The sequence below is a fragment of the Streptococcus sp. HMSC062B01 genome (assembly GCF_001811085.1).
Lineage (GTDB): Bacteria > Bacillota > Bacilli > Lactobacillales > Streptococcaceae > Streptococcus > Streptococcus gordonii.
Genome location: NZ_KZ672780.1, coordinates 145,385 through 171,226 on the forward strand (window position 1 = coordinate 145,385; position 25,842 = coordinate 171,226).

Genomic DNA, 25,842 nt, shown 5'->3' on the forward strand with positions numbered 1-25,842 from the left:
CGCCCTAAAACCTGTGTAAAAAAGATAAACTGTCTTGTCTTCATCGAAGACTTCGTCACTTTCCTATTTTTACTTTGCGTTTGACGGTCTTAGTATCTTGATCTTTGTAGCCAAGGCGTATGAAAAAAATTGAGCATGTGCTCGGCAAGGAGTCTTTATGACAAAACAAGTTTTTAAAACCGTTTTTGCAGGCCGTGAGCTGGTAGTTGAAACCGGACAGGTTGCAAAGCAGGCAAATGGCAGCGCCGTTGTTCGATATGGAGAAAGTACCGTTTTAACTGCGGCAACCATGTCCAAAAAGATGGCTACTGGTGACTTTTTCCCGTTGCAGGTCAACTATGAGGAAAAAATGTATGCGGCTGGGAAATATCCTGGTGGTTTTAACAAGCGCGAAGGCCGTCCGTCAACAGATGCGACTTTGACTGCCCGCTTGATTGACCGCCCGATTCGTCCCATGTTTGCAGAAGGTTTCCGCAATGAAGTTCAGGTTATCAATACAGTTCTTTCTTATGACGAAGATGCTTCGCCTCAAATGGCTGCTATGTTCGGTAGCTCTCTGGCTCTTTCTATCTCAGATATTCCTTTTAATGGCCCTATCGCAGGAGTTCAGGTTGGCTATGTAGATGGTGAATTCATCATAAATCCTAGCAAGGAACAAAAGGAAGTTTCACTTTTGGAATTGACGGTGGCTGGTACCAAAGAGGCTATCAATATGGTAGAATCTGGAGCTAAGGAACTGTCTGAAGATATCATGCTGGAAGCTCTTCTCAAAGGGCACCAAGCGGTCAAAGAATTGATTGCCTTCCAAGAAGAAATTGTCGCAGCAGTCGGCAAGGAAAAAGCAGAAGTAGAATTGCTGCACGTTGATGAAGAGTTGCAGGCAGAGATTATCGCAGCCTATAACAGCGACTTGCAAAAGGCTGTTCAGGTAGAAGAAAAGCTGGCGCGTGAAGCAGCGACTCAGGCTGTCAAAGACCAAGTCACAGCAGTTTATGAAGAGAAATACGCAGACCACGAAGAATTCGACCGTATCATGCGTGATGTGGCTGAAATCTTGGAGCAAATGGAGCATGCTGAAGTGCGCCGTTTGATTACCGAAGATAAGGTCCGTCCTGACGGTCGTAAGGTTGATGAAATCCGTCCGCTGGATGCGGAAGTAGATTATCTGCCGCGCGTGCATGGTTCTGGTCTCTTTACTCGTGGGCAAACCCAAGCCTTGTCTGTTCTGACTCTAGCACCAATGGGCGAAACGCAAATCGTTGACGGTTTGGATCCAGAATACAAGAAACGCTTCATGCACCACTATAATTTCCCGCAATATTCTGTCGGAGAGACAGGCCGTTATGGTGCTCCTGGTCGTCGTGAAATCGGACACGGTGCTCTTGGGGAACGTGCCTTGGAGCAAGTCTTGCCTAGCTTGGAAGAGTTTCCTTATGCTATCCGTCTGGTAGCAGAAGTCTTGGAATCAAACGGTTCTTCCTCCCAAGCCTCTATCTGTGCAGGCACTTTGGCTCTGATGGCTGGTGGTGTGCCGATTAAGGCTCCGGTTGCTGGTATTGCTATGGGCTTGATTTCAGATGGCAGCAACTACACGGTTCTGACGGACATTCAAGGTTTGGAAGACCATTTTGGTGATATGGACTTTAAGGTGGCTGGTACTCGTGACGGGATTACCGCTCTCCAAATGGATATCAAGATTGAAGGAATTACAGCGGAAATCCTGACAGAAGCTCTTGCTCAGGCTAAGAAAGCCCGCTTTGAAATTCTGGACTTGATTGAAGCGACAATTCCAGCTCCACGTCCTGAGTTGGCTCCAACTGCTCCGAAAATCGACACTATCAAGATTGATGTGGACAAGATTAAGATTGTCATCGGTAAAGGCGGTGAAACCATTGATAAGATTATCGCTGAGACTGGTGTTAAGATTGACATTGATGAAGAAGGAAATGTATCCATCTACTCCAGCGACCAAGACGCGATCAATCGTGCTAAGGAAATCATTGCTGGCTTGGTCCGCGAAGCAAAAGTGGATGAAGTTTACCATGCCAAGGTTGTTCGGATTGAGAAATTCGGTGCCTTTGTCAATCTCTTTGACAAGACGGATGCACTGGTTCACATCTCAGAGTTAGCTTGGACTCGGACCAACAACGTCGAAGATGTTGTACAAATCGGTGATGAAGTGGATGTTAAGGTTATCAAGATTGATGCCAAAGGTCGGGTAGATGCTTCCATGAAAGCACTTTTGCCACGTCCGCCTAAACCTGAAAAATCAGACAAGCACCATGATAAGCATCATGGTAAGGGGCATCCTCATAAGAAACATGAAGAAGCACCTCTTGCTCAAACAGAAGAATAAAAGACAAACAAGGAGTAGTAGGGCTCAGTTGCGTTGCAATTCTTGGGCCAGCTCCCTTGTTTTTTACATCATGAAAGGAGAAGAAGATGGGGTGGTGGAAAGAAACCATTGATATTGTAAAAGAAAATGATCCAGCAGCTCGAAATTCTCTGGAAGTCCTCTTGACTTATCCAGGGATTAAAGCCTTGGCAGCTCATCGTCTTTCTCATTTTTTGTGGAGGCGTGGGTTCAAGCTATTAGCAAGAATGCACAGTCAATTCTGGCGCTTTTGGACTCAGATAGAGATTCACCCTGGAGCCCAGATTGAATCAGGTGTCTTTATTGACCATGGCAGTGGCCTAGTGATTGGAGAGACAGCTGTTGTGGAGAAGGGGGCTATGCTATACCACGGTGTTACCTTAGGTGGTACAGGAAAAGATACGGGCAAACGTCATCCGACTGTCCGAAAAGGGGCGCTGATTTCGGCCCACGCTCAGGTGATTGGCCCTATTGAAATTGGAGAGAAAGCCAAAGTTGGGGCGGGTGCAGTGGTTGTATCTGATGTGCCTAGTGATGTGACGGTGGTCGGAGTTCCAGCTAAAATTGTCCGTGTCCACGGTGAGAAAGATGAGCCAACCATTCACGAAGTAGAGGAGAAACGGGAATACTATCTAGACAAGTTAGAGCATGCCCGTGAAGCCAGCCACCATTCGTCAAGTCTCTAGGAAAGGGTAGCAAAGTTATCGAAGTGGAGTATGACAGGAGGAACCGACATGTCAGATTTATCAGATGCAATTTTGAACCAGGCAGTCCTTGAGTTACAAGAACACTTGGATGGTCTTGCTAAGGAGCGCTTTATTAAACTGCCACCTAGCCACCAGCAAGAATGGGCTCATTATATCAGTGAAGCCAAAAAAGATGAGACCAAACTGCGCCGTCTAAATAAAATGAAGGCGGATTTGCTGGAGCCTTAAAGAAAGAGAAGTTATGCTATTAGAGGAATTTGAAGATGTAGCAGCGGTTATTGAGCCAACTGAAAAGCCAGTCCATGACAAGGGTGAGGTATGCGAAACCATCATCCTGTCCTTTAATGGCGAAATTCTGAAACGTTTGGTTGAGTCAGAGGAAGTCTATCAGGGAGGCTATTTGAAAAGCATAAACGGCCAGCATCCATGGTATATTTATGGCCAAGGACCTAGCAAGCTAGCAGTTATGTTGTCTCCAATTGGGGCTCCCATGATAGTTGGCCAACTGGAGGAGTTAGCGGCCAGAGGCTTCACGAATTTCATCATTCTAGCTTCCTGTGGCGTTTTGGACCACTCAATTGAGGCGGATAAGATCATCCTGCCAGCTGCTGCTTTGCGAGATGAAGGGACTAGCTATCACTATGCCCCACCGGGTGATGAAGTAGCCTATGACGAGTCTCTGCTGATCGAGCTGGAAGCCATCTTTGACAAGCACAATATCGAGCATATCCGCACCAAGTCTTGGACGACCGATGCCTTTTATCGGGAAACGCCTGATAAGGTCAAGCGTCGCTTGGCTGCTGGAGCCAAAGTGGTGGACATGGAAGCTTCGGCTATCATGGCTTGGAGTCAATTTCGCAAGAGTAAAGTCTATCAGTTCTTCTACACAGCTGACTATGTGGATCATCATAACCGAACCTGGGATGTCCGCCATGAAGAGCGGACAGCTGATGCCATGACTTTTTTCACTATCGCTTTGACAATAGCAAAGGAACTAGAAAGGTAACTACAAGAATGGCAGTATATTTTTACGGCTGTATCACCATGGATGGCTACTTGGCAGACAGCCAGCACAGGATAGACTGGCTGCATCAGCTTGGTTCTGTAGAGGATACAGGCTATGATGACTTTTACAGGCAAATGGATATCACCATCATGGGCAAGCGGACCTTTGATGAAATCCAAGATTTGCAAGATGTAGAAAGTTTTTATCAAGCTACGGAAAACTATGTCTTTACGCATGATAGGCACCTGCCTGTCAGCAATTACCAGCCAGTAGCTGGGGATGTGGTGGACTTTGTTCACCAGATTGACAAAGGCAAAAATATCTTTGTGATTGGTGGTAATTCCTTGGTAGGACCGCTCTTGGATGCGGATCTTTTCGACCACCTCATTATTCAGATAGCGCCCCTTATCCTAGGAAAGGGGGTTCCCCTCTTTACCCAAGAGGAAGGGCAGCGCTTTTACCAACTGGATAGCCTCAGACAATTTGGCCCTTTTGCAGAGCTGGTTTTCAGCCGAAAAAGTCAGAAATAGAGAAGGGAGTGGACCGCATGATTAAAATTTACGACACCATGACCCGCAGCCTACGTGAATTTGTGCCCATTGAAGAGGGCAAGGTTCGCATGTATGTCTGCGGTCCGACGGTTTATAACTATATCCATGTCGGCAATGCCCGCTCAACAGTAGCTTTTGACACAGTTCGTCGCTATTTTGAGTATCGGGGCTACGAAGTTGCCTACATTTCCAACTTTACAGATGTAGATGATAAGATTATCCATCGCGCCAAGGAAGAAGGCATCACACCAAAAGAAGTGGCTGATAAGTATATCGCAGCTTTTCGCGAGGATGTCTCAGCTCTGGGTGTAAAACCTGCGACTCGTCATCCGCGGGTGGTGGAGTTTATGGCTGACATCATCCGTTTTGTTGAGGACTTGGTTGACAAAGGCTACGCCTATGAGTCAGAGGGCGATGTCTACTTCCGCGTGGAAAAGTCTCACAATTATGCCAAACTAGCCAACAAAACTTTGGCAGACTTGGAGTTGGGTGCTTCTGGTCGGACAGATGAGGAGACTGCTCGTAAGGAAAATCCAGTGGACTTTGCTCTCTGGAAGGCAGCTAAGCCAGGTGAGATTTCTTGGGACAGCCCTTGGGGAGCAGGTCGTCCGGGCTGGCACATTGAGTGTTCGGTTATGTCGACGGAGATCTTGGGCGATACTATTGATATCCACGGTGGAGGAGCAGACCTAGAGTTTCCTCACCATACCAATGAAATCGCCCAGTCAGAGGCCAAGACTGGTCAGACTTTTGCCAACTACTGGATGCATAATGGCTTTGTCAACATTGACGATGTTAAGATGTCTAAATCTTTAGGCAATTTTATCACTGTTCATGATGCCCTCAAGACCATTGATGGACAGGTGCTGCGTTTCTTCTTTGCTACCCAGCATTACCGCAAGCCGATTAATTTCACGGAAAAAGCTGTTCATGATGCAGCGACCAATCTCAAGTATTTGAAGAATACCTATGAGCAACCTTTCACGGGTCAGGCAGATTCTGATCAGCTTCAGGCCTTTCTGGATAAATTCACTGCTGCTATGGACGAAGATTTCAATGCAGCCAATGGTATCACAGTTGTCTTCGAGCTAGCCAAGTGGATCAATTCTGGCAATTACACCGCTGAAGTCAAGGCAGCCTTTGCCGAGCTCTTAGAAGTTTTTGGTATCGTCTTTGTAGAGGAAGTCTTGGACGCGGACATTGAGCGCTTGATTGAGGAACGCCAAGAAGCGCGGGCTAATCGAGACTTTGCAACTGCAGACCGTATTCGGGATGAATTGGCCGCTCAGGGAATCAAGCTTTTGGATACTAAGGACGGAGTGAGGTGGACACGTGACTGATGTCAACCTGATTAACGGCATTGCCCTCGCCTTTGAGGGAGATGCTGTCTACTCCATGTATATCCGGCGTCACTTGATTTTTCAAGGTTTGACCAAGCCCAATCAGCTGCATAGGGAAGCGACCAAGTACGTTTCTGCCAAGGCTCAGGCTAATCTCATCTCTCTCATGCTAGAAGAAGGAATTCTGACGGAGAAGGAAGAGGATATCTACAAACGTGGCCGCAATGCCAACAGCCACACCAAGGCTAAGAATGCGGATATTGTTACCTACCGTATGTCTACAGGATTTGAAGCGGTCATGGGCTACCTGCATATGACGGAAGAAATCGAACGCTTGGAAGGATTAATTGACTGGTGCATCAAACGAGTGGAGGAAGCTACTCATGAAATCAAATGAATTGCTGGCTTTGTTTCCAAAGGCTAGTCTACAAGATAAACCCAGTCAAGATAGCCAGAAAGTCTCGCTTCGTCTTGATCGGCAACATTGGCTAGTTTTGGCGACAGAAGATTTAACAGATCGAGAACAGCAACTGCTTGCTCTGCTGACAGAAAAAGAGTCCGTTTTTTCACAAAATCCCTGGCATAGGTATTTAGTGTCTGAGTCCGAAGAGACGCTCCCCCATGAGGTTGAGGCGCTACAGTTCATTCATTGTCACCTTTTCCATTATGAGGCAGAATCTATTTCATCCTGGCTAGACATGATGCGAACTCTTTTGACCAATAAAGTCGCTTATTTTCAGACCAGCCCGCAAGACTATATTTTTGTTCTTGATCAAGGTCAGCAGTTGGCTGTTAAAGATTTGCTGAGGGATGTCTTATCAGCTGTTGAATATGACTTTAACCTGCGTTTGGCTGTTTTGATTGGACAAGTCTGGCCCAGATCGGTGAAAGACGAGTTGCCACAACTCTATCAAGCTGAGAACAGCCTCTTCACTCAATGGTTGAATCGTTATCAGCAGTCTTTGGTTTTACCTTTCTCACAGCTCTTTTTATGGGGCTTAGACGAGGCTAAAGACACTCTTCTTCCTCTGAAGAAGAAACTGCATCAGCTTATAGAAGGACAAGAGCAATTAACCGAGATTATCTTAGCCTTGTGGGAAAATGGAGCAGTTGTGACCAAGGCAGCTCAGCAACTTTATATTCACCGGAATACTCTTCAATATCGCTTGGATAAGTGGGAGGAGTTGACAGGCTTGCAGTTAAAAGAGTTGACGGATTTATCACTCTGTTACCATATCATTTTGAAAGATTTATTTTGATGTTTTGTGCAGGCTGCACAAAACATTTTTTTTATTTTAGGCAGTTTGCCATAGCATTGTAAAACGCTTTCAAATATAATAAGAGTATAAATTTAAAAGGAGCCTATTATGGTAGAATTAAACCTAAAAAATATTTACAAGAAATATCCAAATAGTGAACACTATTCTGTTGAAGATTTCAACTTGGAAATTCAAGACAAAGAATTTATCGTATTTGTAGGACCTTCAGGATGTGGTAAATCTACAACTCTTCGTATGATTGCTGGACTTGAAGACATCACAGAAGGTGAATGTTCAATCGATGGTCGAGTGGTTAACGATGTGGCACCAAAAGACCGTGATATTGCCATGGTTTTCCAAAACTATGCCCTATATCCTCATATGACTGTATACGACAACATGGCCTTTGGTTTGAAATTGCGTAAATACAGCAAAGATGATATCGACAAACGTGTTCAAGAAGCTGCTGAAATTCTTGGATTGAAAGAATTCTTGGACCGTAAACCAGCTGACCTTTCAGGTGGTCAACGTCAACGTGTTGCCATGGGACGTGCTATTGTCCGTGATGCAAAAGTATTCTTGATGGACGAGCCTTTGTCAAACTTGGATGCAAAACTTCGTGTATCCATGCGTGCTGAAATCGCTAAAATCCACCGTCGTATCGGAGCAACAACTATCTACGTAACACACGACCAAACAGAAGCGATGACTTTGGCTGACCGTATCGTTATCATGTCAGCAACTAAGAATCCATCAGGAACTGGTACAATTGGTCGCGTAGAGCAAGTTGGTACACCACAAGAACTTTACAAACACCCTGTCAATAAATTCGTTGCTGGCTTTATCGGAAGCCCAGCTATGAACTTCATCAATGTGAAGCTTGAAGGCAACGAGATTGTTACTGAAGGTGTGAGATTGAAAGTGCCAGAAGGGATCTTGAAAGTTCTGAAAGAAAAAGGCTACGAAGGTAAAGAATTGATTTTTGGTATCCGTCCAGAAGATATCAATACAGAACCTGCTTTCCTTGAAACTTTCCCTGACTCAGTAGTACACGCAACAATCTCTGTATCAGAGTTGCTTGGTTCAGAATCTCACTTGTACTGCCAAGTTGGTAAAAACGAATTTATCGCAAAAGTAGATGCTCGCGATTACTTGCAAACAGGTGCAGGAATCGATCTTGGATTTGACTTGAACAAGGCGCACTTCTTCGATAAAGAAACTGAAAAGACAGTTTATTAATATTTTCTAAAATGAAGAAAATTTAGTTATCAAAAACGAGCTTGGACATCCATGCTCGTTTTTTTCTATTAAGACTTATCAATCCATACTTGATAGGCCCAAAGGAATCATAGTTGAGGAGGCCCTCCCTATATGTGATGGCTGATGAACTTTGGAGAATATGAGCTTGAATTATTCGCTTTTTATCCTTAGGGATAGGATGAGAGAGCCTTTTTCACAACCTTCTAATTGCTACTAGCTCACATCGTTGAACAAGAAGAGGTTACTTAAAAATAGAAAAAATTTCAGAAAACTGTTGACATGTTTTCTGAAAAAGAGTAGAATAGCCCTTATTTTTTAATTGAGGAGGAACTTATGTTTTCCAAGTTAAAAGGATTTTTTATTGGACGTCCATTAAAATCCGGTAAAGAAGGAGAGGATGGTCATTTATTGACAAAACTACAGGCCTTGGCTATGCTCTCTAGTGACGCCTTATCTTCCATCGCTTATGGACCAGAGCAGGTAGTTCTGGTCTTAACTTCTGTGTCTGTCGGAGCGATTTGGTGGTCACTTCCTATAGGAATTGTTGTATTAGTTTTACTAGCAAGTTTAACCATTTCTTATCGTCAGGTTATCCATGCTTACCCTCAAGGAGGAGGAGCTTATATGGTAACGACAGAAAATCTTTCTCCAACAGCAGGCTTAATTGCGGGTGGAAGTTTACTGGTAGACTATATGTTGACTGTAGCTGTTTCAGTTGCTTCTGGAGCGGATGCCATTACCTCAGCTATTCCTGTCTTACATCCTTACAACTTACACATCTCGGTCTTGTTAGTCCTCTTATTGATGCTAATGAATTTACGAGGGCTAAAAGAATCAGCGACTTCCTTAATGATCCCTGTCTATCTTTTTATTTTAAGTACTTTGCTGTTGATTGCTTTTGGATTTGTGCAAATCATGACAGGAAACTTGGAATATCATGCAACTGCTCATATTGGCACTTCTATTACTGGAGTAAGTTTGATCTTGTTGCTCCGAGCATTTACTAGTGGTTCAGCTTCCTTGACTGGAGTGGAAGCCATATCTAATTCAGTTCCCTTTTTCAAGAAGCCAAAGGCTCACAATGCTGCAACAACCCTATCAATCATGGCTTTAATCCTAGGGATCATGTTTGCAGGAATCACTTTCTTAAACTATTGGATTGGAATCGTGCCTGTCAAAGGTGTAACTACCTTGGCACAGATGGCTCAGGCAATTTTGGGAAGTTCTCCACTTGGTCGTATCTTATTCTATATTTTTCAATTGTCAACAGCTTTGATTTTGGCAGTTGCAGCCAACACAGGTTTCTCGGCTTTTCCTGTACTCTCTTATAATATGGCTAAAAATAAATATATGCCACATATGTACATGGAAAAGGGGGACCGCCTAAGCTATTCTAATGGGATTTTTACATTAGCCTTTGGTGCCATTGCTCTCTTGTGGATTTTTAAGGGGAATACAGAGCGTTTGATCCCACTGTATACCATTGGTGTATTTGTGCCCTTCGCCCTCTCTCAAACTGGTATGGTTGTCCATTGGAAGAAAAAGTTTGGAAAAGATTTCTTGAAGCATTCAATTGCGAATATCCTTGGTGCTGTTATTTGTTACGGGATTGTTCTTATTTTACTTTTATTCCGTCTGCGAGATATTTGGCCTTTCTTTCCAATTATCATTGTCCTGACCTGGCTGTTCTTAGCTATTAAACAGCACTACAACAGGGTCGCAAGACAGCTGAGATTAGAAGAACATATCGAGCGTCAGAATTACACAGGCAATACAGTAATTGTACTAGTCGGAAATGTTACCAGAGTTAGTGTTGGAGCAATGAGCTATGCTCGCAGTATTGGCGACGATGTCGTCGCAATGCACGTCTCAACAACTGAAACTGCTAAAAAGGATGCTGAAGTCGCAGAGGAATTTGCTGACTACTTCCCTGATATTCGATTTGAGACTGTTACGACTAGCTACCGCAATATCATTACTCCAACAGTTCAGTACGTGATCAAGGTAGCAAAGCGGGCTAAAAAAGAAGGAAGGACAGTGACAGTCTTGGTTCCTCAGTTTATCCCGAAAAAGAGCTGGCAAAATATCCTTCATAATCAAATGAGTTTAAAACTGAAATATTATCTAAAGTGGTACGAAGATGTTGTAGTCGCAAGCTATTCTTATCACTTAAAAGAATAAACTACTTTCTTAATGTAAAAAAGGAACCAAATTGTTTTGGTTCCTTCTGTATTTTGTGTAGAAAGAGTTAGTTTCTTTTTTCTTGATAATTTCTATAAAAATCAACCTTTAACTCAATAAAGGTCTCCAAGTCCCGCAGGAGCTGAAGGAGCATAGCGCGTGTTTCAAATTCCTGGCGAGTCTTAGGAAGTGGCCGTTTTCGAAAGACAGCCAGATATTCCTCGATTTCATCCAGCAAATCATGGCCTGGATTTTCTTGACTTAACTGTTTGGCTGTTTTTAAAAAGAGTTTAGCCAATATGAAGCTTTCACTAGCCGCTAGGCGACAAGTATTGATATTACCAGCCATATCCAGCAAGATGCGATTCTGTGCTCTTCGCATTTCAAAATAGTGAATATGGTAGTTGGTTTGATGAAAGAGGTGGTTAGAGTGGTCCAGATAGACCAACTGTAAGGCCTGTTCTAGAGTGGTATCAAGCTCTTTTATTAGGGTCGCTTCGTTTCGGCCGTCCCCTGATTTTAAAAAGTATTCAAAACGAAGGAGAATCTTTTTTAGTTGCTCTTCCACTTGTTCGTAATAGTTGTCAATCTCCTCTTGACGCGAGGGCATGTAGAGATTGGCTAAAAGAGCAAAGCCAGTTCCAATGAGAAATAGAGCAAGCTCATTACCAAGAAGTAGCCAAGAGGTGGATTTTTCTAAGAGCAGATGAGAGACCAGGACAGTGCTGGGGGTAATGCCAATTTCCCATCCAAGTTGAAAAGCTAGCGGAACGTAGATTGCGATATAGAGGGCCCATGCTCCGAGATTAAAGCCTAGAAAGCGAAAGGCTAAGCTTCCAATAGCCAGAGCCAATATGGTCGATAAAAAGCGGTCTCTGGCTAGTCTAGCTGTACTCCGGCGTGTATCGCTAACACTCAAAAGAGCAATAATACCAGCAGAGACTGAATAAGCTAATCCTAAAGTTTTTGCTAGCCAAGCCGCTAGGCAAGTGGCGAGCATCAGTTTGATCGTTCGGTGGAGAAGGGACATATGAGTCAACTTTCTTTTTCTAGAGTCGCTTTATTATATCATGACTAGAGTATAAAGTTGGTTAGGATGATTCCTTCAATTCGGATTTCTTGTTTTGTTCAATAAAAGCTGTCGCAATTTAGGAGGCATTTATGTTATACTGAAAACATGGAAAAAAACGATATTGTCTACGGTGTGCATGCGGTGACAGAAGCGCTCGCTGCCAACACTGGAAATAAACTCTACATTCAAGACGATCTGCGTGGTAAAAAGGTCGATAAAATCAAAGATTTAGCTGCAGAAAAAAAGGTTTCGATCTCCTGGACGCCCAAGAAGACCTTGCAGGAAATGACTGACGGAGCCGTTCACCAGGGCTTTGTTCTGCGAGTGGCTGAGTTCGCCTATACTGACTTTGAGGTACTCTTGAAAAAAGCAGAGCAGGAAGACAATCCTCTCTTATTGATTTTGGACGGGCTGACTGACCCGCACAATTTTGGCTCTATCTTGAGGACGGCTGACGCAACCAATGTGGCTGGAGTCATCATTCCCAAGCACCGGGCAGTCGGTGTGACACCAGTTGTGGCTAAGACCTCAACGGGTGCCATTGAGCATATTCCTATTGCTCGTGTGACCAATCTCAGCCAGACTCTGGACAAGCTCAAGGAAGCTGGTTTCTGGATTTTCGGTACAGATATGCAGGGGACGCCTTCCCATAAATGGAATACGGCAGGCAAGCTAGCCCTCATCATTGGCAATGAAGGCAAGGGTATTTCCAGCAACATCAAGAAGCAGGTGGACGAAATGCTGACGATTCCCATGAATGGCCATGTCCAAAGCCTCAATGCCAGCGTCGCAGCAGCTATTCTCATGTATGAAGTCTTTAGAAATCGGGTGGGCTAATGCAAGTGCTTGGAAGTTATGAGTTAGAAAAATATCAAACAGAAAAGTTTGAACCGATTATTTATGATATCTATCATAATAAAGGAGAAGATAATTATTGCTTTTGCTTTGAAATCACTGAGGAAGCAGATCAGTATCCCTTAGAGGATTTATTGACCCAATATTCCTTGAATTGCACGGATTTATACGGTCAAGGAAGTCAGGTAAATGGTGCTTTGAAATACCTAATTGAGGTCGAAACCTTATCCATTGATAAGGCGGATTTCATCAGCATTCTCAATTTTTCTACAATTTTAAATAAAGAGATTGTGAATTATGTAAAAGGAAAATATGAGTACCTTGCTGAAAAGAGGTGTATGAGTTCCTTTTATATGGGAGCTCAAAAAGTTGAAGTTCCTGTGCTTGCTTACCGAAGTGACAACTCTGGGATGGTTTCTTTTCAAAATAAATATCCAGAAGGACAATTAACAAATTTATTTTTAGAAGATAAAAAATATGATGTTGAGTGTTTAGATGGGGAATGGACCTGTATTGAATTGCTTAATGATAGAGCAAACCTGATTTTAAAAGATTCACAAGATGAATATTTTCAATATATTTTTGATTTGAAAGGCTTTCAAGGTGTCAGTCCTGTTTTAGATTGACCGAGCGAAATAACTTTCCTAAAAAGCAAGAATGTTTAATAGTTAGCCCCAATAAGGTGGTCATTCAAAGCACCACTAATAACCCGCTTATGTCCATGGAGAAGCCTCTCTGTGGGAACTAAAAAATGATGGAGAAATAAGATGACCTTTAAAATTTTAACGGATTCTACAACAGACCTGTCTGAAAAATGGGCAGCTGAACACGATGTTACAATCCTAGGCTTGACCATTCAGCTGGATGGAGTGACCTATGAAACAGTAGGGGAAAACAAACTAACCAGTAAAACCTTACTTGAAAAGATGGAGGCAGGAAGTCAACCAACTACCAGCCAAATTAATGTAGGTCAGTTTGAGGATGTCTTTAGAGAATACGCAAAAGCTGGCACGCCGCTGTTGTATGTAGCTTTTGCTTCCTTGCTATCTGGAACCTATCAAAGTGCAGTTATGGCTCGGGACATAGTCTTGGAAGACTATCCTCAAGCTGTGATTGAGATTCTTGAGAGTCGGGCTGCTTCTATGGGGGAAGGGCTTCTGGTAATGAAGGCTGTCGAAGCACGATCAGAAGGTAAATCACTAGCTGAGACCTTGGATATTTTACTAGCTTTGCGACCAAAAGTTCAAACCTATTTCTTAGTGGATGATCTGAATCACTTGGTGCGGGGCGGAAGGATTTCAAAAACAGCTGCCATGATCGGTAGTCTGGCTAGTATCAAGCCAATTATTGCAGTTCAAGCGGATGGGAGCTTGAAACCAATTGCTAAGGTGAGAGGAAAGAAGAAGGCTCAAGCAGAGTGTGTTCGCATGCTTTTAGAAAATATAGCAGATGATCGGGCAGTGATTGCTCATGCAGATGCTGATCAGGATGCTGAGAATCTGAAGGAACAGCTCTTAGCAGATGGTCGAGTGAAAGAAGTCTTGATTGAGCCGCTTGGACCAGTTATTGCAACCCACGTTGGACCAGGAACCTTAGCCTTATTTGGCTTCGCAAAAAACGACCGAGATTAAGAAACAAACTTGAAAACGAAAACAAGCTAAAAAGTGAAATATTTCCGGCAAAGATATTGACTTTTGGCCTAAAAATTTGGTATGATAGTAGGCGGTATTGTTTACCCCATTTGTAAGGCCCCGGAACCTTTCAAATAACTTGCGGACCGGAACATCCGCCCTGTAAACAAAAACGATATTCAAATAGGAGAAATCATGAACAAAACAACATACATGGCTAAGCCAGGTGAAGTTGAACGCAAATGGTACGTAGTTGACGCTACTGATGTACCTCTTGGACGCCTTTCTGCTGTTGTAGCAAGCGTACTTCGTGGAAAAAACAAACCAACATTCACACCACACACTGATACTGGTGACTTCGTAATCGTTATCAACGCTGAAAAAGTTAAATTGACTGGTAAAAAAGCTACTGATAAAGTTTACTACACTCACTCAATGTACCCAGGTGGATTGAAATCTATCACTGCTGGAGAACTTCGCTCTAAGAACGCTGTTCGTTTGATCGAAAAATCAGTTAAAGGTATGCTTCCACACAATACTCTTGGCCGTGCTCAAGGTATGAAATTGAAAGTATTTGTAGGCGCTGAGCACACTCACGCTGCACAACAACCAGAAGTTCTTGATATTTCAGGACTTATCTAAGGAAAGGAACAAATAAGCTATGTCACAAGCACAATATGCAGGTACTGGACGTCGTAAAAACGCTGTTGCACGCGTTCGCCTTGTTCCAGGAACTGGTAAAATCACTGTAAACAAAAAAGATGTTGAAGAGTACATCCCACACGCTGACCTTCGCTTGGTTATCAACCAACCATTCGCAGTTACTTCAACTGCTGGTCAATACGACGTTTTCGTAAACGTTAATGGTGGTGGTTATGGAGGACAAGCAGGAGCTATCCGTCACGGTATCGCTCGTGCCCTTCTTCAAGTAGACCCAGACTTCCGCGATTCTCTTAAACGCGCTGGACTTCTTACTCGTGATGCTCGTATGGTAGAACGTAAGAAACCAGGTCTTAAGAAAGCTCGTAAAGCTTCACAATTTAGTAAACGTTAATTTGAAAGAATTACTATACTTACAAAGAGCACCTTTCTTGGTGTTCTTTTTTATATTTCTATACTAAATTGGTGCAATTGACACAGTTGTTGCGACTTTAGTTGCTTACAAATGTGGCTGCAAACTGACAGAGTCAGTTGCCTCAAAACGTTAATCAATACGATTATATCAACGTTTCGAAACACTTCATGGTTCACACCATGGAGTGTTTTTTTGATGATTTTTAGCAAAATTCACACCATTACTTCTTAAGATTACGAAAGGCAATTTCTCCAACAGCCATTGGGATTACGTTTGAAGTGTTGACATAAGTCTTAGTTGTAATCGTATCACTATGAGTGAGTGCTTCAGAAATTTCCTCAAGCGAAACTACAGTTCAGGGTATCTTCGTCAGACTGGTTCGATACTATAATTTACGTAGTTCCTAATTACCTTGAAATTCTAACTAAATGGTTAAACCATTATGTATAATAAAAGACTCCATTTATCAGATGAAATCTTAATTAATGGAGTCAAATTTTTTGTTATTTTGATGTTACTTATAAGCTTTTAGTTGTGAATTTTAACCACTCAGTTAGGTATTCGTTAATTTCTTTCATTAATACATCTAGATCTTCTGCTAAATCAATTGCACCATATAATTCTAAATGGCCAGAAAAGAGTTTCTCGTACTTTATTTTCTTGGTAAGAAGAATGATTGATTTATAATCAGTAGTGTTAGTGTTCTTTATTCTACCTATTTTAGTATCCACTGTATTTTGGGAGAGAATTATGATAAAATATAAGCTATTATTTGTATCCTTAAATACTTTAATAGCTTTTTTGTTAGGCAATATTTGATATTTTAATGAATATTTTTTACATAAATTGTTGATTTTAATTATCAATTTGATTATTTTTAGACAGAAAATATCTTTTGCCTCTCATTCTGTTGTTTTATAATTATGATAAAATAAATTAAAAATGAAATATCGTATTGTCATAATTGGTCAGAAAATTGTCATAATATAACTACCCATATATAGTTAGAGGGAATAGAGATGCTAAACATTTATGTTTTGGAAGACGAAATACTACAACAGTCTCGCATGGAGACTATTATTTATAAGGTGCTAAAAGATGAAAATTTAAAAATTAATAAGTTTGAGATTTTTGGAAAGCCATCTCAATTATTAGCAGAGATAACTGAGAGAGGGGATCATCAGTTATTTTTTTTAGATATTGAGATCAAGGATGAAGAGAAAAAAGGATTGGAGCTTGCTTATCAAATTAGAAAGCTCGATCCCAATGCAACTATTGTCTTTGTGACTACCCATTCTGAGTTTATGCCATTAACATTTAGATATAAAGTTAGTGCTTTGGATTTTATTGATAAGGCACTTGGTGATCTTCATTTTTATGAAAGAGTAAAATCAGCGATTGAATATACATTGGAAAAAAATGGAAGTACTGTTGCTCATGATTCTTTTAAATTCGAAACATCACTATCTCGTGTCCAAGTTCCATTTAATAAAATTCTTTATTTTGAAACATCGCCTACTGTGCATAAGGTTATTATGCATACGATAGATGAAAGATTAGAATTTTATGCTGGAATTTCTGAGATTGAAAAAACGGATAATAGGTTATACAGATGTCACAAGTCGTTTGTCGTAAATCCTGAAAACATTAGTAAGATTGATAAGGAAAATAAGCTAATTCTATTTGAAAATGGAGAAAGTTGCTTAGTTTCTAAGACTAAATTAAAGAAAGTCAAGGAAAGGTTAGATTTTTAAAAGGTTTTAACTTTGTATATCAATAATTTTTTGCTTGAAGAAATAACGTTTGTTGTTCATATTATTGTAGTCTTAATGCTATATCAACAAATTACAGGGGACAAGGTACGTTTTTATCTTTATTTTCTATTACCAATCATTTTTAGAGTATTATTTTATATTGTTCCACCAATAGGATATTTTTCTTCATTATTATTTTGGTTATTTTACTCATTATATAAAAATAAATTTAGTAATCGGACATTAGCTGTATTCTTTGGTCTGTATCCAGTGGTTGTCGAGAGTTTATTTAGTAGGGTTATTGCATTTGATTTATTACCGATGTTTGGTGTATCAATAAATATTACAAATAAATTTCCGGTATTATCACTATTAATTGAACTATTAATATTTCCAACATTTTATTATTTGACCAAAACTATCCAGATCGACTTTAAAAATTTGCAAATTGGGTTTTCTAAAAATCAATTAAAATATTATTTGTTAACATTTGATATTTCAATGGCATTTTATTTTATATTGCTTCAAATTTTTTCTATTTTTACAGACGTGATTCCAAATGCACTTAAATTAAGAGAGAATTTAGTAGGGATATACGTTATTTACTTTCTGATTATGCTAATTTTTTTGCATTCTAAGATCACTGATGAGATTGATAGAGAGTTGAAAGAGCAGAAAGATAACCAACTTCAGAACTTAGAAAAATATAGTAGTCACATTGAATCTTTATATGAGGAGATACGATTATTTAGACATGACTATATAAACATTATTACAAGTATAAAATCAGGTATTGAGTTAAACGATATAGCATCTATTCAGAATGTATATGATACAGTTTTATCAAAAACCGTAAAAGATTTTTCGGATAGAAAATACGATATTGCTAATCTTTCCAAAATTGAAAACACTGCCCTAAAAAGTGTCTTATCAGCAAAATTACTTGAGGCTTATAATAAGGGGGTTGAAATTGCTATAGAGGTGGATGGTAGGCAAGATTTATATTCATTTGAATTGCTAGATTTTATTACAATTATTTCAATTCTTTTAGATAATGCCATAGAAGCAACATTATTATCAAAAGATCCGGAAATTAACATTGCTATTTTTTCTCATAATGATAGATTTTATTTTATAGTTGAAAATAAGACAAAGGAGGAAAGTGTAAATAGGAATAATATTTTTAAAAATGGTTTTTCAACAAAAGGTGAAGAACGAGGGATAGGGTTATATAAAGTGACACAAATTTTAGATAAGTATCCTAGTGCATCTATTAGAACTCAAAGTTTTTCATATGTGTTTAGACAGACAATAGAAATACAAAAAAAACTACAGATTTAGTTATCTGCAGTTTTTTTATATTTTTTAGTGATTTACAAAGATTTTCCACCAATTCATGAGCTACACCTCTTTTTTATTTGCTGAAAGTATAAAGTCGGTAATAAGGGAGCGATTGGATTGTTTTTGAGGAGCCAAACCCTAATTTCGATGAAGATTACCTAACTGAATATATTATTGAAAGTAATAATACTGTTTCTGATAAAGTAAGGTCCGATTCTGATAATTGATAAAAATTAATGTTGAATAATGTTATCTTATAGTCATCAAAACAAAGGAGATAGTCATGTTTTCATTGCATAATATTAAGAAAAAATTTGGATCAAAGAATGTGCTTAAGGATATCTCGTTTACTATTAAGGAAGGCGATAAGATAGCTTTGCTTGGATGTAACGGGGCAGGAAAATCCACTTTATTTAAAATTATTGCTGGACAAGTAAAGAGCGATAGTGGACTTATAAAAACTCAATTGGATTTTAAGAATGATATTGGAATGATGCCTCAAGATGATCTTTTGATTAAAGATTTGACAGTAAAAGAACTAGTTTTGCTTAAAGCATATATGAATAAACTAAAGGACTTTGAAGTGGAATCAATGCTTTCTAAGGTAGAACTATCAGATAAGAAAAAAGACTTAGTAGGTGATTTATCGGGAGGGCAACAGAGAAGATTGTCCTTATTATTATCATTATTAAATAACCCTAGATTACTTTTTTTAGATGAACCAACAACTGGTATGGATTTGGCTTCTATAGATAATTTTTGGGAATTATTAAAAGATAGTAGTTGTACATCTGTAATTGTAACTCATGATTTCAATCAGATTGACCAGTTTTTTTCAAGGGTGTTGATTTTAAAAAATGGATATATTTTAGCGGATGAATCTGTCGCTGAAATTCATAAGACAGGAAAAACAATTGAACAATATTATCGAGATTTGAGTAATTTGGAGGAAAAACATGATTAGTCTTATTCAATTTAAACAAGTATTGAGAAATAAACGTTTTATTCTTTTTACTTTATTTATTCCAGTTACATGGTATATGATTTTGAATAATCTTCAAGGGGATATGATGCCAAATATCTTATTGAGTATTGCGGTATTTATCGGTGTAATTGGGAACAGTTTGGCGACATTTAGTAAAAGGATTTCTTCGGAAATAGAGTTTTATAAATTAGAATCAAGTTTTTCAAATTATAGCATAGTTAATTATCTTTTGAGTCAAAGTTTAGTTCAGGTCTTGTTGAACGGATTGATTTTTGCGGTAGTAACTTTAGTTGCAACTATATTTTTTAGATTGCCATTTAGCAATTTGTTAATCTATCAGTTTATTTTATTAATGTTTATGGGAATGTACTTTAGTTTTATTGGTTTTGTAATTGGAGTTCGTATTGATTCTAAAGTTATTGATACTATTAGCTTTCCTATTATTGTACTTGCTTCAATTACCATTATTCCTTTCTCTCACCTAGCTGTCGAAAGTGATTTTGTAAACACAGTAAGTACAATTCAAAAGATATTTCCAGGATATTATTATAGTCAGATAGTTAATTCTTTAGTAACGTCAAAAGAAATTCAAATTACGGATGTATTGCTATTTGTACTCACAATTGTTATTAATTTACTGCCATTATATTTATTAATACCAGATAAAAAATCTCTGAAAATGAATAAATAAATTTTAAATAGATGACAATCGTATTTATAGTTGTAGATTGTTAATTTCTGAATTGGTCTTTAAAATTACTTTTGGGAGATCAGTTTCATCATAATGGACAACTAATTTTTGAACAATCTAGTGTATGAGTTTTACAATCAGCTATATTTGCTCAATGTTGTTTGATTGGATGGCAACCACAGCACTCAAAACGTTAAAATTTATTTACGTATATTCCAAGCATCTCCTTATTGGGATGCTTTTCTTATATTCTAAAATCAAATGCCTTAGCAATACTTAAAAACACCCTCATCCATAGTTTTACTAAAACTGTAGGATAAGAGTGTTTTTTATAAGAACGACAGACGATGATTATTTATCGTCTTTTTTGATAATGTTTTTAACGCCTTCGATAGCCCCTTCAACTGCACCTTTAGCATCTTCTGCAACTTCTTTTGCTTTTGAAGCAACTTTTTCAGCAACGCCTTCAGCTTGTGTTTTTGTATCGCCAGTTAATTTACCGACTCCTTCTTTAACAGAACCTTTAGCTTGGTTGAATTTTTCTTCGATTGACATGGGGGATACCTCCGTTAATTTTTTGTATTATCTAAATTACATTAGATATTAATTTAAGTATATACCCTTTTATGCTAAAAAGCAAAAAACTGATACGAAAGGCATCAGTTTATTTTTTTAATAGGTTACAACATTCAATTGACCTTTATCATATTCAGCAATAAAGATATTTGAGACTTCTTCGAAACCTTCTTCTTTCAATTTCTCAGTTAGCCACTCCTCTGATTTACCGATGGTCTCTAAGATTTCTACTTGGACTACACCATCTGTAATGATTGGGTATTTGGGATTTTCATCTCCCATTCGAACGATTATGAGTTGGCCATTTTGTTCGATGACGGCTCTTTTGACTTCTTTCAATTGGAAGACCCCTTGAGAGCGCAACTTAAGAGCGACGTCAGAAGCAGAAAGGCCTTTTGAGCGACAAGCTTCTGGATCTAATTTTCCGTTTTTTATGATAATAGTTGGTTTTCCATCAATCAGATGTTTGATGAAGTAAACATTGGTATTAAGCCATTTGAGTGACAGAATCAAAATCGTCCAGATGATGAGGATGACGACATATTGAAGGATGGTAATCGAGCTATTGTAGATGACCCCGCCGATAATACCCCCGAGAACAAAGTTCTGTATTTGGTCTACTGCAGAACTTGGCGCTAAATTTCCTTTTCCTGTTACGTTAATAACAAAAACAAGAGAAAGAAGCCCCCAGGCCAATTTAATTGCAATTGTAGCAAAAAAGCTTATCATTTTTCAACCTCCACCAGTTCTACATCTGTTTTATATAAGTCCATTTTTTCAAGTAAATAGCTATCTTGGTCAGTCCCGCTAATGGCGCGATAAAAATTGTCGCCAACCTTAATAATAGCTCCATCAGTAGTAGCTGAAGTATTGACATAAATATCTTTTTTATCAACACCTAACTCTTTTGATACAATCTCGATGAAGTGTAAGGAACTACGAAATTGATTATCATTGGATTGGCTGTTTTGAAAATTCGTAATGCTAATCAATACAAAAGCAATTAACGTCAAAATAGAAATGAGCGATAATTCACGGAACTTACTCCCTCTTTTATCTTTGAAAGCCTTAAATGCAAAGAATCCAGTCACAATCACTAAGAATGTCGACACAATAATCATGGTCCAATTCTGTTGACTAATCTGACTGAGAACATAGTCATATGAATAGAATTTCATAAACATCACTCCTAATTTTGAATTCAAACTATTATAAAACAATTTGTTGCTTCTATCAATATATTTATTTGAAAAAGTAACTTGCTTCATCAAGGGATTGTATTACTTTTCGAAATTCATCTTCTGTCCAAAAATCAACATGATTTTTATGATTGAAATATTGGTGTTTTGAATTGTTAATTGTTACGATGTCATAATACCCTCACTCTATCACAAAAATTTTTAAATAAATAATAATCTAGTGGTATAATAAGAGAAATAATTTATTTGAGGTTGCTGGGGGTATTTATGGCTTTTTTAAATTACAATAAAGATGAAAAGTTAGAATTTAATTATAAGAGAGCATGTGGACTATGGTTAATTGTAGTAGCAGTGATTATTTCAGTAGCTACCTTAACAGGAGGAAAACAAATAATAAATATGCCAGTGTTTAGTATTGGGTATGTTATTAGTTTTATCTCAATCAATATGAATAAAAAAGTATTGAATAGATTATCCAACGGTTATTCAAATACATTTCAAAATAAAGTATCTTTATATGCTATTTTTTTACTATTTATTTTAATGTTTTTACTAGGTGGTCCTTTTTTTGCGACTGAAAATTGGAGATTAATTTGGTTGGGTGCATTAATGGCAACCGCACTACATTTTTTTCCCTATTATTTTGTACATGGAAAATCAATGATATTTTTAGGTCTTATTTGTGTCATTAATATCTCTGTAGGATATATTTTTACGGATATTCCATTAGAGGTGATCGCATATATTGACTCAGCAATTAAGTTTGTATTTGGAATATATTTACTATTTTTTTCAAAGCCATCAAAACAGAGGTAAGGCATAGTTCATAGTGTACTGTTGCAAAATTATTTGAGATATATGAAGAATTAGCAAAATAATAGGGGTACTATTTTGGGTAAACATCAGAAAATATGGATGTAGATAATGATGGGAGGTGCTTTACATTGATAAGTTTAGAGCTACTTTCTGAAGAAAATAGTATAGATGTCTATTCTTTTGAAAAAGAAAATCGGGAGTATTTTGAGCAGAGTTTGCCTCCTAGACCAGCTAACTATTTTGATTTAGAAGGTTTTAAAGAAATTACAAGGGAATTGTTAACGGAACAAACGAATCGGGATGTCTACATGCATCTTATTAGAGATTCGCAAGGTGCTTTGGTCGGAAGGATCAATTTAAGTGTCTTAGAGAATGATCAAAAAACAGCAGAACTTGGATATAGGATTGGAGAAAATTACACTAATTTAGGCTATGCAAGCGAAGCGGTTAAACTTGTTTTAGACAAGGCATTTCATGCTTATGGTTTAAATAAGATCATTGCGGGAACGGCAACGGATAATCTAGCCTCTAAGAGAGTACTTTTAAAAAATGGTTTTACATTTAGTAAGATTATAGAAAATGACTTACAAATTCATAATGAGTGGATTCATACAGCAGTATTTGAGATAACGATACCGTAATATCATCATTTCCAGTTTACTGACAGAACCAATGGAGTTATCGATCTATACAGACATTCAAGAATTTTCTCTTGGGTGTCTTTTTTAAGTTTTTTCAACTCCCCCATAAAATTCTTCTATTACTTTCATAGAAAATATATATTAGCCAGGTTGGGAGAATCATAGTAGAATAGCTATCAAAATAGAAAAAGGAGTTTGGGGATGAAAATTTTTTCTTTATGGTCAAAGGTTTCTTTGGGGTTGCAACTCTTGATTGCTTTGGTTTTGGGTGTTCTTGTTGCTCTTGTATGGCCGCAATTTTCGGCTTTCTATCAATTTTTGGGACAAGCTTTTATCAGTCTGATTAATATGGTGATTATTCCGCTGGTATTTCCGGTTGTGGTCGTAGCAGTGGCTGGTGTGATTGGTAAGAAATCTTTTGGGAAGCTCTTGACAAAGAGTTTGCTCTATTTCTTTGGGGTCACGACAGTGATTACCTTGATCTTTGTCTTTGCTGCTTATTATCTAGGCTTTGGTCAAGGGGTCAATATCGGTCAGACTGGAGGAAATATTGATGGGATTGCTAAGAGCATCCAGTTAAATGAGTTCTTTCTCAGTTTCATTCCGGCTAATATTGTTAAGTCTCTTTCTGAAGGGGCTTTGCTTCCTATCATCGTCTTTGCGATATTCTTGGGTTATGGTCTTGGAAGTCTTAAGGAAGACAAGTCACAGAAGTTTATTGATTTATTGCAAATTTGGATTGAGGCGATTTACAAAATTGTCAGTGTGATTGTGAAACTGTCTCCGATTGGCATTTTTGGCTTTATTGCTAAAGATGTAGCCACAACAGGAGTTGACAAGTTGGTTGGTTTGGGTCAATTTGTTGCAGGAACTTATCTGGCGTACGCTGCTTTAGCTTTAGTGATTTTTCCTTTGATTGCATTGGTTTTCGGAGTTCCTTATCTGACAAGTATTCGTCAGAATTGGAGTCTCTTGACTTTGGCTTTTGTTTCTGGTAGCTCCAGTGTTGTTCTGCCACCTCTTTTGAAAGATCTAAAGAAGCAGGGGCATGATGAGCATGTCATCGACCTGGTTGTGCCTTTGGGGTATACTTTTAACCTCGAAGGAGCTGCTGTTTATTTCTCAGTAGCTACTATCTTTATCGCCCATGCTTATGGAATTGCATTTTCTATTTCTGGTCTATTCTTTACCATCTTACTATTAACCTTGGTTGGAAAGACTGCTGCAACAGTGCCTTCTGGAGCGATTGTTGTCTTGCTGGCTGCAGCACCTCAATTGGGATTGCCGGTGGAAGGAGTTGCCTTGATTTTTGCGGTTGATTTCTTTGTTAATGCTGGTCGTACTGCCCTCAATGTTCTAGGCCAGGCTTTGGCTGTGAGTGTGATTGAAAAAACAGAAGGTCACGTAGTGGAAGAATCAAAAAGTAGCGAACTGGCTGTTCGGTATTCTTAAAGGAGAGAAGACTTATGAGTCAAGCAAAAGTATACGTTATTCATGAAAATTTGGAGTGGACGCAGCACTTGGTCAAATGGCTAGAGGAAAAAGATGTGTCCTATGAGCTGTGGGATTTGTCAAGTGGGATCTTAGATCTGCAGAGTCCACCTCCAACAGGAATTTTCTATAATCGGATGTCAGCCTCTTCTCATACTCGGGGACACCGCTACGCACCAGAATTTACAGAGCAGGTTCTGGCTTGGCTGGAAGCTCATGGCCGTAAGGTCGTCAATGGTACTGGAGCTATCAATCTAGAAATTAGCAAAATTAAGCAATATTTGAAGCTTTCTGAAGCTGGGATTGCTTCTCCAGAGACTGTAGCTGTTTTGGGGCAGGACAATATTCTGGAAGCAGCTAGAAAACTCAATATTTATCCTCTGATTACCAAGCATAATCGCGCTGGGAAAGGTTTGGGAGTGCAACTCTTTAACAGTGAGGCAGAGTTAGAAGCTTATGTAAACAGTCCTGCTTTTGAGCCTTCTGTGGATGGGATTACCCTGCTTCAGGCTTATATCAAGCCAGCGGATGGTCGTATTCGTCGTTCGGAGTTTATCAACCAGAAGTTTCTTTATACAGTGTCGATTGATTCATCAGAAGGTTTTCAGCTTTGTCCGGCAGATGGGTGTCAGATTGGACAACGGCCTGCTCAGTTGGAAACATCGGATAAGTTTCAGATCACAGATCCGCTACCTGCTAGTCAAAGACAGGCTTACGAGACATTTCTAGCTCAGGCTGGTATTGATGTGGCGGCTATTGAGTGGGTAGAGTCGGAGGCGGGTCAGATCTATGTCTATGATGTGAACACCAATACCAACTATAATCCGACAGCCGAAGAAAAAGCAGGAATTTTTGCTCATCAGCACTTGGCAGAATATCTAAAGAACGAGCTGGTAGCATCCTATTCAGAATAAATTTAAAACAAACAAAAGCTTTCCGTTTTGGAGGCTTTTTGTTTTTTCTTCATTTCTAAAATATGACATCTGTCATTTTGTTTTTGTGACAAACGTTAGGTGAAGCGCTTACAAAGATTTGTT

27 protein-coding genes and 1 pseudogene are annotated in these 25,842 nt (G+C 39.1%); 23 read left to right on the forward strand and 5 right to left on the reverse strand.

Translation table 11 applies throughout. From position 1 onward, the window contains the following. Positions 1 to 157: 157 nt before the first annotated feature. The 10 genes from pnp to HMPREF2780_RS04090 all read left to right on the forward strand — a co-directional run bounded on the left by pnp (position 158) and on the right by HMPREF2780_RS04090 (position 10,678). Positions 158 to 2,356 (forward strand): polyribonucleotide nucleotidyltransferase, encoded by a 2,199-nt coding sequence (pnp, locus tag HMPREF2780_RS04045; RefSeq protein WP_048774766.1) that lies wholly within the window; start codon positions 158 to 160, stop codon positions 2,354 to 2,356. 86 nt (positions 2,357 to 2,442) lie between these two features. After that, on the forward strand, positions 2,443 to 3,060 hold the full coding sequence (gene cysE / locus HMPREF2780_RS04050) for a serine O-acetyltransferase (protein ID WP_061596147.1): 618 nt from the start codon (positions 2,443 to 2,445) through the stop codon (positions 3,058 to 3,060). 30 nt (positions 3,061 to 3,090) lie between these two features. Continuing rightward, positions 3,091 to 3,309, forward strand: coding sequence for a YdeI/OmpD-associated family protein (locus HMPREF2780_RS04055; RefSeq protein WP_060976207.1), 219 nt, complete (start codon positions 3,091 to 3,093; stop codon positions 3,307 to 3,309). A gap of 13 nt (positions 3,310 to 3,322) precedes the next feature. Further along, complete coding sequence (locus HMPREF2780_RS04060; protein WP_105026207.1) at positions 3,323 to 4,087, forward strand: nucleoside phosphorylase; 765 nt, start codon at positions 3,323 to 3,325, stop codon at positions 4,085 to 4,087. An 8-nt stretch (positions 4,088 to 4,095) separates the two neighbouring features. Further along, entirely contained in the window at positions 4,096 to 4,617 is a 522-nt protein-coding gene (locus HMPREF2780_RS04065) for a dihydrofolate reductase family protein (RefSeq protein WP_105026208.1), read from the forward strand. A gap of 17 nt (positions 4,618 to 4,634) precedes the next feature. Then, a complete protein-coding gene (gene cysS / locus HMPREF2780_RS04070) occupies positions 4,635 to 5,978 on the forward strand; it encodes a cysteine--tRNA ligase (RefSeq protein ID WP_105026209.1) in 1,344 nt (447 codons plus the stop codon). Continuing rightward, complete coding sequence (locus HMPREF2780_RS04075; RefSeq protein ID WP_061594938.1) at positions 5,971 to 6,375, forward strand: Mini-ribonuclease 3; 405 nt, start codon at positions 5,971 to 5,973, stop codon at positions 6,373 to 6,375. Before cysS ends, HMPREF2780_RS04075 begins: the two co-directional genes overlap by 8 nt. Beyond that, complete coding sequence (locus HMPREF2780_RS04080) at positions 6,362 to 7,237, forward strand: helix-turn-helix domain-containing protein (protein ID WP_105026210.1); 876 nt, start codon at positions 6,362 to 6,364, stop codon at positions 7,235 to 7,237. The genes HMPREF2780_RS04075 and HMPREF2780_RS04080 overlap by 14 nt, the downstream gene beginning before the upstream one ends. A gap of 108 nt (positions 7,238 to 7,345) precedes the next feature. After that, positions 7,346 to 8,476 (forward strand): ABC transporter ATP-binding protein, encoded by a 1,131-nt coding sequence (locus HMPREF2780_RS04085; protein ID WP_008808371.1) that lies wholly within the window; start codon positions 7,346 to 7,348, stop codon positions 8,474 to 8,476. Between the two features lie 354 nt (positions 8,477 to 8,830). Continuing rightward, on the forward strand, positions 8,831 to 10,678 hold the full coding sequence (locus HMPREF2780_RS04090; RefSeq protein WP_096754772.1) for an APC family permease: 1,848 nt from the start codon (positions 8,831 to 8,833) through the stop codon (positions 10,676 to 10,678). A 67-nt stretch (positions 10,679 to 10,745) separates the two neighbouring features. Here HMPREF2780_RS04090 and HMPREF2780_RS04095 read toward each other — a convergent pair whose 3' ends face one another. Continuing rightward, positions 10,746 to 11,708 carry an aromatic acid exporter family protein gene (locus tag HMPREF2780_RS04095; RefSeq protein WP_105026211.1) on the reverse strand — a complete coding sequence of 321 codons (963 nt, stop codon included), beginning with the start codon at positions 11,706 to 11,708 and terminating at the stop codon, positions 10,746 to 10,748. Positions 11,709 to 11,855: 147 nt separating this feature from the next. Here HMPREF2780_RS04095 and rlmB point away from each other — a divergent pair, with 147 nt between their 5' ends. The 5 genes from rlmB (at position 11,856) to rpsI (ending at position 15,290) form a co-directional block, all read left to right on the forward strand. Further along, the gene (gene rlmB, locus HMPREF2780_RS04100; protein WP_048774785.1) at positions 11,856 to 12,587 is read left to right on the forward strand and encodes a 23S rRNA (guanosine(2251)-2'-O)-methyltransferase RlmB; all 732 of its coding nucleotides are present in this window, start codon (positions 11,856 to 11,858) and stop codon (positions 12,585 to 12,587) included. Then, positions 12,587 to 13,231, forward strand: coding sequence for a hypothetical protein (locus HMPREF2780_RS04105; RefSeq protein ID WP_060553077.1), 645 nt, complete (start codon positions 12,587 to 12,589; stop codon positions 13,229 to 13,231). Before rlmB ends, HMPREF2780_RS04105 begins: the two co-directional genes overlap by 1 nt. A gap of 141 nt (positions 13,232 to 13,372) precedes the next feature. After that, complete coding sequence (locus HMPREF2780_RS04110) at positions 13,373 to 14,236, forward strand: DegV family protein (RefSeq protein ID WP_105026212.1); 864 nt, start codon at positions 13,373 to 13,375, stop codon at positions 14,234 to 14,236. Positions 14,237 to 14,431: 195 nt separating this feature from the next. Then, a complete protein-coding gene (gene rplM, locus HMPREF2780_RS04115) occupies positions 14,432 to 14,878 on the forward strand; it encodes a 50S ribosomal protein L13 (protein ID WP_003026230.1) in 447 nt (148 codons plus the stop codon). Positions 14,879 to 14,897: 19 nt separating this feature from the next. Beyond that, positions 14,898 to 15,290: a 30S ribosomal protein S9 gene (gene rpsI, locus HMPREF2780_RS04120; protein WP_008808378.1), complete on the forward strand. Its 393-nt coding sequence runs from the start codon at positions 14,898 to 14,900 to the stop codon at positions 15,288 to 15,290. 241 nt (positions 15,291 to 15,531) lie between these two features. Here rpsI and HMPREF2780_RS04125 read toward each other — a convergent pair. Continuing rightward, positions 15,532 to 15,657: pseudogene (locus HMPREF2780_RS04125) on the reverse strand (tyrosine-type recombinase/integrase); the annotation flags it as partial. Between the two features lie 673 nt (positions 15,658 to 16,330). On the opposite strand from HMPREF2780_RS04125, the gene HMPREF2780_RS04135 reads away from it, so the two are divergent. The 4 genes from HMPREF2780_RS04135 (at position 16,331) to HMPREF2780_RS04150 (ending at position 20,082) form a co-directional block, all read left to right on the forward strand. Further along, the gene (locus HMPREF2780_RS04135) at positions 16,331 to 17,065 is read left to right on the forward strand and encodes a response regulator transcription factor (protein ID WP_105026213.1); all 735 of its coding nucleotides are present in this window, start codon (positions 16,331 to 16,333) and stop codon (positions 17,063 to 17,065) included. Positions 17,066 to 17,077: 12 nt separating this feature from the next. Beyond that, the gene (locus HMPREF2780_RS04140) at positions 17,078 to 18,406 is read left to right on the forward strand and encodes a sensor histidine kinase (protein ID WP_053794150.1); all 1,329 of its coding nucleotides are present in this window, start codon (positions 17,078 to 17,080) and stop codon (positions 18,404 to 18,406) included. A 283-nt stretch (positions 18,407 to 18,689) separates the two neighbouring features. Beyond that, positions 18,690 to 19,370, forward strand: coding sequence for an ATP-binding cassette domain-containing protein (locus HMPREF2780_RS04145; protein WP_008808391.1), 681 nt, complete (start codon positions 18,690 to 18,692; stop codon positions 19,368 to 19,370). Then, the gene (locus HMPREF2780_RS04150; protein WP_105026214.1) at positions 19,363 to 20,082 is read left to right on the forward strand and encodes an ABC transporter; all 720 of its coding nucleotides are present in this window, start codon (positions 19,363 to 19,365) and stop codon (positions 20,080 to 20,082) included. The genes HMPREF2780_RS04145 and HMPREF2780_RS04150 overlap by 8 nt, the downstream gene beginning before the upstream one ends. A 351-nt stretch (positions 20,083 to 20,433) precedes the next feature. On the opposite strand, the gene HMPREF2780_RS04155 is transcribed toward HMPREF2780_RS04150, so the two are convergent. The 3 genes from HMPREF2780_RS04155 to HMPREF2780_RS04165 all read right to left on the reverse strand — a co-directional run bounded on the left by HMPREF2780_RS04155 (position 20,434) and on the right by HMPREF2780_RS04165 (position 21,836). Next, positions 20,434 to 20,637 carry a CsbD family protein gene (locus HMPREF2780_RS04155; RefSeq protein WP_048778149.1) on the reverse strand — a complete coding sequence of 68 codons (204 nt, stop codon included), beginning with the start codon at positions 20,635 to 20,637 and terminating at the stop codon, positions 20,434 to 20,436. A gap of 117 nt (positions 20,638 to 20,754) precedes the next feature. Beyond that, entirely contained in the window at positions 20,755 to 21,387 is a 633-nt protein-coding gene (locus HMPREF2780_RS04160) for a DUF421 domain-containing protein (RefSeq protein ID WP_004253997.1), read from the reverse strand. Then, positions 21,384 to 21,836: a DUF3290 family protein gene (locus HMPREF2780_RS04165; RefSeq protein WP_008808395.1), complete on the reverse strand. Its 453-nt coding sequence runs from the start codon at positions 21,834 to 21,836 to the stop codon at positions 21,384 to 21,386. The genes HMPREF2780_RS04160 and HMPREF2780_RS04165 overlap by 4 nt, the downstream gene beginning before the upstream one ends. Before the next feature lie 288 nt (positions 21,837 to 22,124). Between HMPREF2780_RS04165 and HMPREF2780_RS04170 the strand changes: the two genes are divergently transcribed. The 4 genes from HMPREF2780_RS04170 to HMPREF2780_RS04185 all read left to right on the forward strand — a co-directional run bounded on the left by HMPREF2780_RS04170 (position 22,125) and on the right by HMPREF2780_RS04185 (position 25,719). Beyond that, positions 22,125 to 22,673 (forward strand): DUF6609 family protein, encoded by a 549-nt coding sequence (locus HMPREF2780_RS04170; protein ID WP_048778155.1) that lies wholly within the window; start codon positions 22,125 to 22,127, stop codon positions 22,671 to 22,673. Between the two features lie 128 nt (positions 22,674 to 22,801). Next, positions 22,802 to 23,314, forward strand: a complete 513-nt coding sequence (locus HMPREF2780_RS04175) for a GNAT family N-acetyltransferase (protein ID WP_048778308.1) — start codon at positions 22,802 to 22,804, stop codon at positions 23,312 to 23,314. Between the two features lie 201 nt (positions 23,315 to 23,515). Further along, the gene (locus tag HMPREF2780_RS04180; RefSeq protein WP_105026215.1) at positions 23,516 to 24,766 is read left to right on the forward strand and encodes a dicarboxylate/amino acid:cation symporter; all 1,251 of its coding nucleotides are present in this window, start codon (positions 23,516 to 23,518) and stop codon (positions 24,764 to 24,766) included. Positions 24,767 to 24,780: 14 nt separating this feature from the next. Then, positions 24,781 to 25,719: an ATP-grasp domain-containing protein gene (locus HMPREF2780_RS04185; protein ID WP_105026216.1), complete on the forward strand. Its 939-nt coding sequence runs from the start codon at positions 24,781 to 24,783 to the stop codon at positions 25,717 to 25,719. Positions 25,720 to 25,842: the final 123 nt, after the last annotated feature.